The 13,461-nt window shown below is 59.4% G+C and carries 10 protein-coding genes and 2 pseudogenes; 10 read left to right on the top strand and 2 right to left on the bottom strand.

The window, feature by feature from the left end; translation table 11 throughout:
* The first annotated feature begins 205 nt into the window (after positions 1-205).
* The 8 genes and pseudogenes from V1294_RS30740 to V1294_RS30710 all read left to right on the top strand — a co-directional run bounded on the left by V1294_RS30740 (position 206) and on the right by V1294_RS30710 (position 6,702).
* Positions 206-1,585, top strand: a complete 1,380-nt coding sequence (locus tag V1294_RS30740; RefSeq protein WP_334502450.1) for an MmgE/PrpD family protein — start codon at positions 206-208, stop codon at positions 1,583-1,585.
* A gap of 30 nt (positions 1,586-1,615) precedes the next feature.
* The gene (locus V1294_RS30735; RefSeq protein WP_334502449.1) at positions 1,616-2,437 is read left to right on the top strand and encodes a phosphosulfolactate synthase; all 822 of its coding nucleotides are present in this window, start codon (positions 1,616-1,618) and stop codon (positions 2,435-2,437) included.
* Between the two features lie 262 nt (positions 2,438-2,699).
* The gene (locus V1294_RS30730; RefSeq protein WP_334502448.1) at positions 2,700-3,197 is read left to right on the top strand and encodes a DNA polymerase ligase N-terminal domain-containing protein; all 498 of its coding nucleotides are present in this window, start codon (positions 2,700-2,702) and stop codon (positions 3,195-3,197) included.
* A pseudogene (ligD, locus tag V1294_RS30725) lies at positions 3,184-4,102 on the top strand (non-homologous end-joining DNA ligase). The gene V1294_RS30730 and the pseudogene ligD (V1294_RS30725) overlap by 14 nt, the downstream one beginning before the upstream one ends.
* Positions 4,012-4,667 (top strand): annotated as a pseudogene (gene ligD, locus V1294_RS38125) (non-homologous end-joining DNA ligase LigD). Before ligD (V1294_RS30725) ends, ligD (V1294_RS38125) begins: the two co-directional pseudogenes overlap by 91 nt.
* Entirely contained in the window at positions 4,597-5,013 is a 417-nt protein-coding gene (ligD, locus tag V1294_RS38120) for a non-homologous end-joining DNA ligase LigD (protein ID WP_417021110.1), read from the top strand. The pseudogene ligD (V1294_RS38125) and the gene ligD (V1294_RS38120) overlap by 71 nt, the downstream one beginning before the upstream one ends.
* 451 nt (positions 5,014-5,464) lie before the next feature.
* Complete coding sequence (locus V1294_RS30715; RefSeq protein WP_334502447.1) at positions 5,465-6,352, top strand: CheR family methyltransferase; 888 nt, start codon at positions 5,465-5,467, stop codon at positions 6,350-6,352.
* A gap of 35 nt (positions 6,353-6,387) precedes the next feature.
* Positions 6,388-6,702, top strand: coding sequence for a GYD domain-containing protein (locus V1294_RS30710; RefSeq protein WP_334419665.1), 315 nt, complete (start codon positions 6,388-6,390; stop codon positions 6,700-6,702).
* A gap of 131 nt (positions 6,703-6,833) precedes the next feature.
* Here V1294_RS30710 and V1294_RS30705 read toward each other — a convergent pair whose 3' ends face one another.
* Positions 6,834-7,487 carry a glycerophosphodiester phosphodiesterase gene (locus V1294_RS30705; protein ID WP_334502446.1) on the bottom strand — a complete coding sequence of 218 codons (654 nt, stop codon included), beginning with the start codon at positions 7,485-7,487 and terminating at the stop codon, positions 6,834-6,836.
* A 775-nt stretch (positions 7,488-8,262) separates the two neighbouring features.
* Here V1294_RS30705 and V1294_RS30700 point away from each other — a divergent pair.
* Positions 8,263-11,367, top strand: a complete 3,105-nt coding sequence (locus V1294_RS30700; protein WP_334504873.1) for a DEAD/DEAH box helicase — start codon at positions 8,263-8,265, stop codon at positions 11,365-11,367.
* Between the two features lie 183 nt (positions 11,368-11,550).
* On the opposite strand, the gene V1294_RS30695 is transcribed toward V1294_RS30700, so the two are convergent.
* Positions 11,551-12,060, bottom strand: a complete 510-nt coding sequence (locus tag V1294_RS30695; RefSeq protein WP_442895393.1) for a hypothetical protein — start codon at positions 12,058-12,060, stop codon at positions 11,551-11,553.
* Between the two features lie 444 nt (positions 12,061-12,504).
* Between V1294_RS30695 and V1294_RS30690 the strand changes: the two genes are divergently transcribed.
* Positions 12,505-12,732 carry a hypothetical protein gene (locus tag V1294_RS30690; protein ID WP_334478449.1) on the top strand — a complete coding sequence of 76 codons (228 nt, stop codon included), beginning with the start codon at positions 12,505-12,507 and terminating at the stop codon, positions 12,730-12,732.
* Positions 12,733-13,461: the final 729 nt, after the last annotated feature.

Raw genomic sequence — 13,461 nt, 5'->3', positions numbered from 1 at the left:
GCGGTTGCGGGACTGCGAGGAGGATGAGGAAGCAGCGCAGCGCAATATCGGCCAGCCGTGGCCATCGCCCTGGCGGCCGCGATCAATGCTGCGATGGAACCCGACCGAGAGGCCTTCCGGGCTCAGCGCGATGAGGCCCTTGTCGAGCAAGTGTCATTTGATCATTCGATCCTTGCACACCACCTTTGAACCAAGGAGCCGGGCTATGACCCAGGTGCAGATATTGGCCGGCTTTGTTGAGCGGGCGCGTTTTGCCGACCTCAGTATTGCGGCTGTGGAGCAGCTGAAAATCCGCGTGCTGGACAGCATTGGCGTCGCGCTGGGCGCACTTGACGCTGGCCCCATCGGCGCCATCCGCAAGCTTACAGACGAACTCGGTGGCCGCCCTCTATCGACCCTCATCGGCGGCGGCAGCACCGCTCCGGACCGGGCGGCCTTCTTCAATGGCGCGCTCAGCCGGTATCTCGATTTCATGGATAGCTATCTCGCTGAAGGCGAGACATGTCATCCGTCCGACAATCTCGGCGCGGTTCTGGCGTCAGCCGAGATGCAGCAGGCAAGCGGTGCGGACTTCTTGACCGCGCTCGCAGTCGCATATCAGATCCATACCCGTTTGAGCGATGTTGCTCCGGTGCGAGACAAGGGGTTCGATCACACAACCCAGGGCGCCTACGCGGCGGCTGCCGGAGCTGCCAAGGCGCTCGCTCTCTCGCGCGATCAGATTGCCAACGCAATCGCCATCAGTGGCACTGCGAACAACGCGCTGCGCGTTACCCGCACCGGCGCGCTGTCGCACTGGAAGGGCCTCGCCTATCCGAATACGGCCATGGCGGCGACATACGCGACGCTGCTTGCGGCACACGGCATTACCGGGCCGGAAGCGGTTTTCGAGGGCAATAAGGGATTCATGGACACGATCGCTGGACCATTCGAGATCGACTGGTCGAAGGAAGACATGGAGCGCGTGCGCCGCACCATACTGAAAAAGCACAATGCCGAGATCCATGCGCAGTCTGCCATCGATGCTGCCCTCGATATTCGTTCCGATCCGCACTTTGCAGCCGGCGCGGTGCGGGCCGTACGGCTCAAGACCTTTGCGGTGGCCCATCGGATCATCGGTGGTGGAGAGGAAGGCGATAAACGAATTGTGCGAACAAAGGAGGAGGCCGATCACAGCCTTCCTTATATGCTGGCGGTTGCCCTTATTGACGGCCAGGTGCAGCCCGAGCAGTACGCGCCCGATCGCATAGCCGCCACCGATGTCCAGCAGATGCTGCGCAAGGTAACCATCACGCCGGAAGCATCGCTAACGGGGCTATTCCCACAGCGCCTGCCAGCCGAGCTCGAAGTGGAGCTGGAGGATGGCACCGTCTGTTCCGTGCAGCGGCAAGCCTATCACGGCTTTCACACCAGCCCCTTCGATTGGACGGCCGCGCAAGCCAAGTTCGATCGCGTGAGCCGCACCCTGACCACCGCAGCGGAGCGCGCGGCGATAGCCGACGTGATCGCCACGCTCGACGAGCGCCCGATCGCCGACTTGACGAAGTTGCTCGGCGCTATTCGCTGGCATGCCGCTGTCACATGATGTTCTGCGCGCGTTAGAAGGACGAGACCGATGACCGATACCACATTTTCTTTCATTCCCCGGGCGGCGCGCTCGGCAAAGCCGCGCAAGACCGGCCTTACCGAAATTCGAGGACCATACTACAGCGCTTATGGTCCGCGTCATCTCGCCGACGTCCTGGAGACGGTCGGTGCCTGGATCGATGGGATCAAGTATGCGGGCGGGTCGTTCGCGCTGATGCCCGCGGGCGCGGTGACGAGCATAAACAAGCTGGCACACGATCATGATGTTTACGTGTCGACCGGCGGCTGGATCGAAAACGTGCTGCGTTTTGGTCCGGAAGCGGTTGATCGCTACATTGAGGAAGCCAAAGCGCTCGGCTTCGATGTGATCGAAATTTCCACCGGCTTCATCAGCTTGCCAACGGATAGCCTGCTTCGCCTGATTCAGAACGTGAAACGCGCCGGGCTGAAGGCCAAGCCCGAACTCGGCATTCAGTTCGGCGCTGGCGGTAGCACCGCGACCGAAGAACTCGCGGCCGAGGGTACCAAGGATGTCGGCTGGCTGATCGCACAGGCCGAGCGCGCGCTCGATGCCGGCGCCGACATCATCATGATCGAAAGCGAAGGTATCACCGAAAATGTGAGCAAATGGCGCACTGATGTGGTTGCCCGTATCATCAATCAGCTTGGGCTCGAAAAGGTCATGTTCGAAGGTGCCGATCCCGCAGTATTCGAGTGGTACATCAAGAACTATGGCAACGAGGTCAATCTATTCGTCGATCACAGCCAGATCATACAGCTCGAGGCGCTGCGGTCCGGCATTTGGGGCACCAAAAGCACTTGGGGCCGCATTCAAAACCTTGCTCCATGAGTCGTGCACGATATTTTGCCGTTCCACAGCCGGCCGTGGGGAGATCCCGGGCCCTATTTATGTGAATCGCAGAAATGGGTGGCATGCAGGGCCGTCCCCGAATTGACCTGCGCGTGTTGCACTTGCACACTTGTGCTCGGATTGTTGACCTACGCGTAGCAGCTTGGCCGAGCGTAGCGCAGGAGGACTGGCAGCATTACTGCCCATTTTTCGGAACCAGTGGTCGCCAAGCGGCGTTTTCCCGGAACGAAAGCCGCGAATCATGATGGCGCTGACCGCCTATCGCAGGAAGCGTAATTTTCGGAAGACGCCAGAGCCGCGTGCGAATGCGCATCGCAGAGCGAGGGGGCTGATTTTTGTCGTCCAAAAGCATCGCGCCTCGCACGTGCATCATGATTTTCGGTTGGAGCTGGACCGCGTGCTCAAGAGCTGGGCCGTCCCCAAAGGCCCGCCCAGAAGGTCTGCGAACAAGCGCCTCGCCGTGCAGGTTGAGGATCATCCCTACGCGTACAAGGATTTCGAGGGAGCGATACCCGAGGTCGAGTACGGTGCCGGGACCGCGGAAAAATGGGACGCAGGAACCTACGCGGCTGAAGGCGCTCACAATCTTGCGGAGAGCGAGCGATCCATGCGGGCAGGGTTGCGGCGAGGGCGCATGAGCTTCGTTCTCAATGGGAGCAAGCTCAGGGAAACGTATTCGCTCGTGCGCTTGAAAAGCCCGAAGCAATGGCTGCTGATCAAGAAGCATGCGAAAGAGTGACCTGAAGCCAATGCTTGCAACCCTGATCGACGCGCCGTTCGACGATAAGGAGTGGGTTTTCGAGACGAAATGGGATGGCTTCCGACTGGTTGCAAAAACCGGAGGCGGAGACGCTTCCCTGTATTCGCGCAATGGCAATGACGTGACCAGACGGTACGCCGGCGATCGCCGAAGCGCTCCACATTATCAAGCGCAACGCCGTGATCGATGGCGAACTGGTGGCCCTCGACGCGCACGGCCAATCCCGGTTTCAACTGTTGCAGAACGCCCTGAAGGGCAAAGCGCGCCTCCGATATTACGTCTTCGATCTTCTCTTCCTCGACGACAATGATTTGCGCGGCGCACCACTGGTCGAGCGCAAGCAGCGCCTGCACGCTATTCTGGGCCGCCATCCATTGATCCGTTTCAGCGTCCATCGAAAGAAACACGGCCAAGCAGCATTCAACAAGGCAAAACGCGCGGGCGAGGAAGGTGTCATCGCCAAGCGTGTGTCCGGTCGGTATTATTCCGGCAAGCGCACGAGAGAATGGCTAAAGATAAAGACCGGCCACGAGCAGGAAGCCATCATCGTCGGCTTTACCGCACCGCGCGGCAGCCGGAAGCATTTCGGCTCACTGGTGCTAGGCCTCTATGAGGAGGGCAAACTGGTTTATGCCGGTCACAGCGGCGGGGGCTTTTCGACCGAAATGCTCGCGACGCTGCACGCCCGCATGGTGAAGCTGAAGACCGGCAAGCAGCCGTTCACAGACGTTCCGCACGAAGACCAGACGACGTGGATCAAACCGCGGCTCGTGTGCCAAGTGAAGTTCACCGAATGGACTCGCAAGGGCGAGATGCGTCATCCCGTGTTCCTCGGCCTGCGCACCGACAAGCCCGCGCGGCAAGTCAGGCGAGAGCGAGCATGACCGTAAATTTCACCAATCTAGACAAAGTGTTCTGGCCGAAGGAGCGGTATTCCAAGGGCGACGTGATAGCTTATTGCGAGAAGATTGCGCCTTACCTGCTGCCTTATGTCAAAGACCAGGCCGAAGCCCTCAATCGGTTTCCTGACGGCATCAAAGGCAACCATTTTTTCAGAAAGACGTCGATCCCAAGCGACTTCCTCGATTCGTCAAGAGCGTTTCGCTGCGCGCCAAAAGCGCTGGAAAGACTGTGGACTACGTGGTCTGCAACAACAAGGACACTCTTCTCTATCTCGCCAACCTCGGCTGCATCGAAATCAATCCATGGTCTTCGCGCATCGCGCGTCCCGACAAGCCGGATTTCATGATCCTCGACCTCGATCCGAGTAAAGGTGACGTTTTCGACGACGTTATCGCCGTTGCACAAACGGCGCGCCAGGTCCTGGAGGGGTTGCGCGTGAAAAGCTACTGCAAGACCTCCGGGAAGAAGGGGATCCATGTATTGGTCCCATTCGGCGGGGAAATATACCTTTGCGCAAGTCCGTCACTTCGCGAAGCTGTTGGCTGAACGAATCGAAGCCGAAATACCCGCTCTGGCCACGACGCAACATCGAATCGGAAAACGGCGCGGAAAGGTCTACCTCGATTATATGCGGAATGCGATCGGCCAGACTGCGGCGGCGCCATATTCGCTGCGACCCTGGCCGGGTGCGACGGTTTCAACTCCCCTGGATTGGCGCGAAGTAAGAAAGGGGCTGAATCCGCGGCGATTTACCATCAAGACCATCTTCAGACGACTGAAAACCAGAGGCGACCTGCTGAAGCCAATCCTTAAACAACGAACCGACCTGCATCGCATCGTCCGCAGCCTTGAGAGGGACTCGAAGGCGCGCGCTCGCACCTCGCGATCATAAGCCAGGCCAAAGTGATCTTGCCCGGGCGCGCCCCACCAGATTGCCGCCAGGAGGCCGCTCAAGGGCTCGCTGACAAAGAGCTGCTCGCCGGTATCGCCGCTGTCAGAGTTGGGAGAGGCGACTACGACGGTGAAACGTTGCTTTGCCAATTAGAGACACCCGCGATCTCCCAGCAGGGATTCGCATGCGTCCTTAGGCTGAATTGGCATCCAGGACGAGTCGGGGCCGACGACGTCCTTGCCTAGTAGCGCCTAGTCTGGATGCTCGACTTAACGAGCCTGGCTATCACTGATACTGCCATTGTTGGGCGTTCCGGGACCCGCATCATCGCGTTTGCCGGCGCGGCTATTGCTGGTACTTTTGATATGTCTCCGCTGCCAGTGGAACAACGGGTATTCGCCGCCGGCGAGCGGTCCGCCAAGCAGTTTGACCACGCTTGATCGGCAGTTCCATGGACGATCGAGATTGCACCGGTTTTCTTCAGTGGGCGCTCGCGCAGCGCGATTTCCGCTGGCCCGGTTTTCGTAAGGTGCGCCGCCAAGTCTGCAAGCGCCTGAACCGGCGAATCCGCGAACTCGGACTTGCCGATTTTGCGGCCTACCGCCGCCGCCTCGAGGCCGATCCTGCCGAGTGGATGGCCTTTGATAATTGCTGCGTCGTGACCATTTCCCGTTTCTATCGCGACAGGAGCGTGTACGAGACCTTGCGCGAACGCGTGCTTCCTGAGATCGCGGCACGCGCCGTTCGCGAAGGAAGGATGGTCCGCATCTGGTCTGCCGGCTGCGCGTCTGGCGAAGAGCCATACACGTTGAAAGTCATTTGGGGCTACGATGTAGCGCGTGAGTTTCCCGATGCGTCGGTGTCAATCGTGGCGACCGATATCGATGAAACCGTTCTCGCAAGGGCGCGGCGAGGGTGCTTTGAGCCAACCAGCCTCGGCGAATTCCCGCCGCGGTTGATTGAGCAGGCATTCGACCGGGTCGGGCTCCTCTACTGCATCAAGCCGAAACATCGGGAAGGGATTGAATTCCTGCCTCAGGACTTGCGGAGACGGGGACCAGCATGGATGTTTGATCTCGTTCTTTGCCGCAACATCGCGTTCACCTACTTCGCGGAACCGTTGCAACGTCATGTGCTGAGGCGCATCATGGATCGCCTTGCGCCGCACGGCTATCTCGTCATTGGAACGCATGAGCGGCTGCCGAGCGTCAAGCAGATGTTGAGACCCCTGTGTGGCGCGCCGCATATTTTCGAACGGACTGAGGTCGCCGAGCGTTCAGTTTCGTACCAATCCTACGATCGATTGCCGCAACTAGGCGCGCACCAGCGGATTGATTGAGCTGGCGGTCTCGTCCTTGCCAAGGAGATGGTGCCATGCCGACATTCATCATGCTCACCCGCCTAAATCCGGATGCCGTTCGTTCGCCGAAAGGACTGGAAGCCCTCGAACGCGACGCCATGAAACGCGTCCGCGAGCAATGCCCGGAGGTTGAATGGCTCAGCAGCTATGCTGTGCTCGGCCCGTACGATTACCTCGATATCTTCGTCGCAAGGGATATCGAAACTGCAGCCAAGGTTTCAACGCTCATCCGTACTTTTGGCCATGCCCAGACCGAAATCTGGTCGGCGACTGAATGGGACCGATTCAAGGAAATCGTCCGGACGCTTCCGGGCGCGGCCCGCGCATGAGTCATGCCTGCCGGAGAACCGGGCTCCGCACCCGGCTTTCCTGCAAAATCGAATACTTCCCCACGCCAGATCAGACCGATCTGTTAGCTGCTTTGGAATACTTCACGGGCGACGAACGGGTTTGCGCCGGCCTAATCAGGTCTGGCGCTGCGGCCGATAGTGCGGTCGACGTCGGCAACCACCCCGTAGAGGCGCTGCCGCGAGAGCCAATGAAGGTCGTCCATGCGTTGCACGATTCCTACCACAACCGGCACGTGGTAGCGTCGCGCAAGGTGCTCAAGCGAGAAAACGGTCCACCAGGCGCGAAAAGCGACTCGCGTCCAAGCGCGCGCGTCCCAGCCGAGCAGGAGGACATCCGGCGCATACCTGCGCACCGCACAATTCAGGTTCCACGGGTACATGACGATGATGCCCAGGCGCACCGGTCGCGTACCCTCCCACGGAAAGGATCTTGCGACGGCAGCAAAGGCAAATACGACCGAGCGACGGGCCACGTTGCTGGCAACCAGCCTCTCGATGACTCTTGAGACAAGTTCCGTCTCCTTCACCTCCACAAACAGTTCAAGGTCAGTCGGCGAAAGAAGCGATAGTGCCGCATCGAGGGTAAGCGCATTCTCGACATGACGCGGCGGGTCGTGTGACACCACCAATGTGTCGGAATCCGCTGCAAGGCAGACGTCGAATTCGACACCAGATATTCTGCCGTCACGGGCGGCACGTGCGAACGCGGCGAGCGAGTTTTCACCCCGACCCGCGGACCATCCACGATGCGCAATAAGCTTCATGACGAGGTCCGTAAAAGCCAAGCTGCGCGCGCCATGCAATCTCCCCGTAGAGAGAAATGTGCAGCTTGAGGCGCAATTTCAAATCGAAATCTCTTGGCTAACTTGGACCTGCCCATTGATTTCAAACGATTTTAGGTTCCAAGGAATCTCGCCACTAGCGCCGCGCAGCCGTAGTCGAGAATAGCCTCATACCTGTCAAATTGCTCTGAGTGCCGGTCGTAGGTCGACCGTGGTACGAGCCAGCGAAGAAGTTGCCAGATCAGCCAATAATCAGCGCTCCCTTGCAAAATGAATTTGATACCCTCGTGGTGGACTTGCCTGGTGCACGAAATTTGACCGGGAAACGCTCATAGCCAACAACGGCGAAGAGCAGTCGGTCAATTTCCGCGCGCGTCCTTGCCGAATCTCATTTCGATCTGCAACGGAGCATCAGGATCGGAAAGGCGAACCGAAACGCACTAATGCTGAGAACCGTGATCTGTCGGGCGGAGAAGGGGGACGATCGAGAGGCCTCCGCTCCCAAGCGATGTTTCACGGGATGATTGGACTGGAAGCGTGCGTCCGCGATCAAACTCGCATATGTATGCAATCCTAGGCGTAGCTCGCACATCAGAGCCGGCCTCTTCGAAGCAACACTCGCCATCAGCGTGAGATGGTCGCGATCAACGACGGGATCAACGTGGGCCGTTCTAAAAAAGCGCACGTTGCCAGCAGGGCAACGAAGCGAAAGAATTCTTCATCGCGGGCTGCAATCTCTTCTTCATCGCCCCTAGGCATGATGGCCCTCCATCTGCTCGTACAGTGGAGGAAGTCTGGCCGCAATGGCGTCGTCTTTCTTGCTGAACACGGGAATAGAGCCGAGCGGCTGGGTGCCATCATTCATGCCATCGATGCTTCGTGCGATGTGCTTGTTTTTCCAAGACTCAATACGCTGCCGTTCGATCAGCTGGAGCCGTCGCACGAAATCGCGGGCAGACGAAGTTCGGTCTTGCGGCGCCTTGCCAAGCCTGAGAAGCCGGTTCTGCTCGTGTCCACGGCAGAGGCCGTGATGGAGCGCCTTCCCACTGTGGCGAGTTGGTCTCGCGTAATCCTTCGGTTGAAAGTCGGCGCCGCGTTTTCTGAACAAGATCTCCGGCCGCGGCTTGAGACCCTCGGATACGACCTTGACGAAGAGGCGGACTATCCCGGCGGCGCGCTGTTTCACGGGAAGACATTCGAGATTTTTCCCGCCGGCGCGCTCGGTCCGTTCAGAGTAGAGCATTCCGGCGGGCTGATACGTCGGATCGTGGCGTTCGATCCGATAGAACATGACATCGTTTTTGAGACGAAAGAGCTTCTCATCGACCCGATGTCGGAGCGGCTGGCCTTCGGGAACATGCGCGGAAAGCGCTCGACCCTATTCGACTATTGTGGTCGAGCCAAGTGGGTCGCGGATGCCGGCGTTTCAGCGCACGCTGATAGCTGGCTTAGCACGATCGAGGAGGCGGCGGGTCGCACGGACAGAGACCGAGAATACCTCGGGAGGCGCGAATGGAAGCAGGCGACCAGGCGTATGAACGTGCTGTCGCAAAAGGCACGTTTCGCTCCCGCACCGGACTTTTCGCAGGTTGCATCGCCCAGGAAGGCGCTTCGTGCGTTCGTCGACGATACGCGGCGCGCCGGTTCGCGCCTGGTTTTCGTCGCAGCGCATGAGGACGACCTGCGCGTGCTGGAACGGATGAGCGGAGTCAAGGCAGAGCACTTTGCGGATTGGAACGAGGCGACGGCCGGACGCCACCGTGAGGCGGCGCTGCTGGCCGATTTTGATAGAGGGTTTGTCGTACCTGGCCGGAAATCTCTTGTCGTCGTAACGGCTTCCGATGTGCTCGGCAGCAGGGCCCATCATCCGCAGCCCCTGGCTAGAAGCTGGAATGCGGCTTTCGACCACGCAGATGTACCGGAGCAGGGCGCCGCGGTCGTTCATCTGCAGCGGGGACTGGCCTTGCTCGACGGCTTGCAGACCGTGGCAACGGGGGGCGGGTCGTCGCGCGAAATGATCCGGCTGGTATTTGCGGGAGACGATGCCGTTCTCGTTCCGCCCGCCGACGTCGCCTTGATCTGGCCATACGCGTCGGAGCGCGGCGAGCTGACCCTCGACAAAGCGGATGGAAGTACATGGTGGAGCCGGCGTACCGAGGCGGAGCGCGAAATCCAAGTCGCCGGCAAGCAACTCGCGAAACACATCAGCCAGCGACGCCGCCGGCGGGCGCCGAAACTTGTACCTCCAGGTCCCGTCTATGAAAGGTTCGTCGCGCGCTTTCCGTATTTCACGACAGTCGACCAAGCGAAAGCCATTCGGGACGTCTTGAATGATCTTGCGTCGGGCCACCCCATGGACAGGATCATTTGCGGCGACGTCGGATTCGGCAAAACCGAGGTGGCGTTGCGAGCCACGGCTGCCGTCGTATTGTCAGGGAAGCAGGTGGCGATAGCGGTGCCGACGACGGTCCTGGCAAGACAGCATGTCGCGACTTTCCGCAAACGCTTCGCTCCGTTTGGCATCGAAGTGGGGAGTTTGTCGCGAACCGGTTCGGGCGCAGCTACAAGAGAGGTGAAGGAGGGGCTGAAGAGTGGCAAATTGAAGGTCGTAGTCGGAACGCAGGCCCTCACCTCGAAGGACGTGAAGTTCGCCGGCCTCGGCCTTGTCGTCATCGATGAGGAACAGCATTTTGGGGCGGCGGAGAAGGCGAGACTTTCCGGGCTGGCCAGGAGTATTCATGCCCTTTGGATGAGCGCCACGCCGATTCCGCGGACTCTCGCGGGCGGTCTTGCTGGCTTCAGGGATCTTAGCGTCATCGCCTCTCCGCCCATTCATCGACTCCCGGTCGTCACAAAGGTTGCTCCTCTTTCGGATGCTGCTATTGCCTCCGCATTGCTGCGCGAGCAAAGGCGGCACGGGCAAAGCTTCTTGATCTGTCCGCGAATTCAGGATCTCGATCCGATGCTGGCGCGCGTTCAATCGGTGGCCCCGGATCTCCGCATCGTCTGTCTGCATGGCAAGTTGCCCGCCGACGACATAGATGACCGAATGATGAGCTTCGTCGAAGGCGCGGCGGACGTGCTGCTGGCGACCAACATCGTAGAGAGCGGTCTCGATATCCCACGTGCAAACACGATCGTGGTCTGTTGGCCCGAAAAGTTCGGTCTCGCGCAACTTCATCAGCTCAGAGGAAGGGTGGGCCGCAGCGGGATACGGGCGTTTGCGCATTTGCTGACCGATTCGGGCTCGGAGCGATCTGAGAAGCGGTTGGCCGTTCTGGAGGAGTTCAGCAGACCGGGCGCGGGTTTCGCGATCAGTGCGCGGGATCTGGACCTCAGGGGAGCGGGGGACGTGCTTTCAGAGCGACAGTCGGGCCACGTGCAGGTGTTCGGACCCGTGCTCTACAGCCACCTTCTGAAATTGGCCTCGGAGAAAGCCGACGACAGAACAGCCGACCTGTGGGTGCCTGACCTGAATCTGCCCGTAGGAGACATGTTGCCCGCAGGCTACGTGCAATCGGAGGCGGTTCGGCTGGAAATCTACGGCCGCGTCGCCAGATGCCGAAGCGAAGATGAGTTGGACGATCTCGAGGAGGAGACTTCCCGTCGCTTCGGCAGATTGCCTCCGGCGGCCCGCGATTTCTTTACCGCAGCAAGGCTCAGGATCGACTGCAGGCGAAGAGGAATCATAAGACTTGATGTCGGCCCGGATGCCGTAGCCGCGACATTCCTGCCGGGACGACTTCGGAAATCCAGGGCGCGATCACTGCAACGCGATGGCGATCGGGTTGTGTACATCAGCAACGGACGCGAGGGACCGCTTAGGAAGGTCGAAGAGTTCCTCGACCTTCTGGACGAGTAATCGCGGCGACTGCTATTCATCTAACGTGGAGAGGCAACTGATCCTCGTCTTCAGGTTCGGGCCTGTTGAATCCGGAAACGGAGGTTCCGAGCGTTCATATTGTCTTCTTTGGGGGCATCAGATGCCTCAGCAGGTCGAGGGCCAAGCTCAGCGTCGATGACGGGACTGACCTGCTGCGGGTGATCAATTCGAAATCGGAAACTTTACTTTGGGGGTTGCCGTCCGGCCCCGCGCGCCGGTAGCTTCACAATGGCCCCAAACCTTGTCGACCAGCGGCTGCAGCTCCGCCGCTAGCGCGTCGTAGTCCGCTAAACCCTGCGAGAACGGGTTTTCGGCGCCGACGAACTTCCGAATCCGGTTAGCTCTAATTGGGCGTTCGCCGATGGCGCGCGAGATCCAGTAATAGTAGCTACCGGCCTTGCCGAAGCGTGCGTTCAGGAACCCGAGCGTCTGGTTGCACATATCCATCCCCGTGAAGATGCTGAGACCGTTCATCTTCACGCTTGCCGCCGGGCCGAACCCATGGAATTTGCCGAGGGGGATTGAACGAATGCTGGACGCATCTTTCGCGTGATAACGTAACTGCCCATTTGGCTTTCGGTGGTCAGAGGCGAGCTTTGCCAGAAATTTGTTGTAGGAGATGCCGGCGTAGGTGGTCAGGCCGGTCTCGCTCAGGATTTTCACTCTGGTCAAGTCGCGATTTCCGTTGCGATCGAGATACCCTGGATGTTCTCGGTGGCATCGAGGTAAGCCTCGTCGAGGATAGCGGCTGTGTTGGTTGCGGAGTTGCGTCGTGTCTTGGTCCCTGCGCATTGGGAGGCCATCCCTGTGCCCGGCGGCCGGCGGCTCGTCACGATTCGGATCGCGATCTGAGCGAGACCGTCCCGAATCAGCCGCCATGCTGGTCGATGGGTTCTGCTTGACGGGCATGATGGACCTCCCCTCAAAAATTAACGTTCGGCGAGATGCTCGCGGGCTCTCCCTCTGTCGTGGACCCGACAGAACGATCAGCTTTTTGTGGTTTCGAATTCGAGGGCGTTCATCGAGGGTTCAGGGGCACCGATATATTGGCAGTGGGTAAAGATCTCAAACCCCCTCTTCGTTTGTAAGCAGGCAATGCAGGCAAGGAGATGGCGCATGTTGCTCGATAGTAAGAAAGCGAACGAAATGCAGGCTGCAGTTGATACAGTTTTCGCTCGGCTGCCAAAGATTTTCAAAACTAAAGAAACTAGGATTGAGATCGCCAAGAGCGTAGTCCGCAGCGAGGGCGAGTACCACGAGGCCGCCCGAAGATGTGTATTGGGAATGTTCGCGAGCGTCGAACGGGCGATTGAGAACAGAGAGAAGCTGGCTAACTTAAAGTAGTCGGCGGAGGAGTCCGATTCGATTTTCCTCTACTCTCGAACATTACGGGAATCTACTGAAGCCATCGCCGCCCCGCCCTTGGCTTCTATCGGTGAGAGAGTGTTGTGCTCCCGCCCGACCCGCGCGGAGGTGCACGATACTATTTACCGGATGTTCGATGCGTCTTCCCAAAGGCGTGGAAATGCTTGGCAAGTCCTTTGAAGTCATTCCTGACGGAAATCAAGCTTACGGTGCGCACCGACCCACTTACCATCCTCGTTGCCCAATGGATCATGAGTTCGCCAAGGGTGGCGAACGTGATCCGGTCGAGCTGCATCGGCGAGTGCTGGATTCGTTGGAGTTGGGCCGCCTCAGTTGTCGGCCATCCTGCGGGCCTGGTTTCCCTGTGTGTATCCGCCGTCACACCGCGGTCGATCCGGGCGATTTTCAATGACCAACGTATGCCCCAATTGCTTTTCGGCGGTCGGCCGTACGATGCGTGCGATTGCATCGGAACTGCCGCCGGCGGGAAACCCAACGACGAGGCGGATCGCACGTTCGGGGTAGGCGCCCGCAGCCGTACCACTCCCAACCGCTGTCCACTGGCATGCGAGCACGATTGCTATCACGGCTCTCGAAGCGCTTCTCATGATCCCTCCTGGTGTTTCTTGTGAGGCTCGCGCCAGCCAACAGATTTGGATTTCTAGGGATGCCGGCCGGTATTGTCGGTGCACTGGTAGCAATTGCCGA

The organism is Bradyrhizobium sp. AZCC 1678, from assembly GCF_036924765.1.
GTDB classification, from domain to species: Bacteria; Pseudomonadota; Alphaproteobacteria; order Rhizobiales; family Xanthobacteraceae; genus Bradyrhizobium; species Bradyrhizobium algeriense.
Note: the sequence above shows the minus strand (reverse complement) of the source record. Positions and strands in the feature narration are given on the sequence as shown.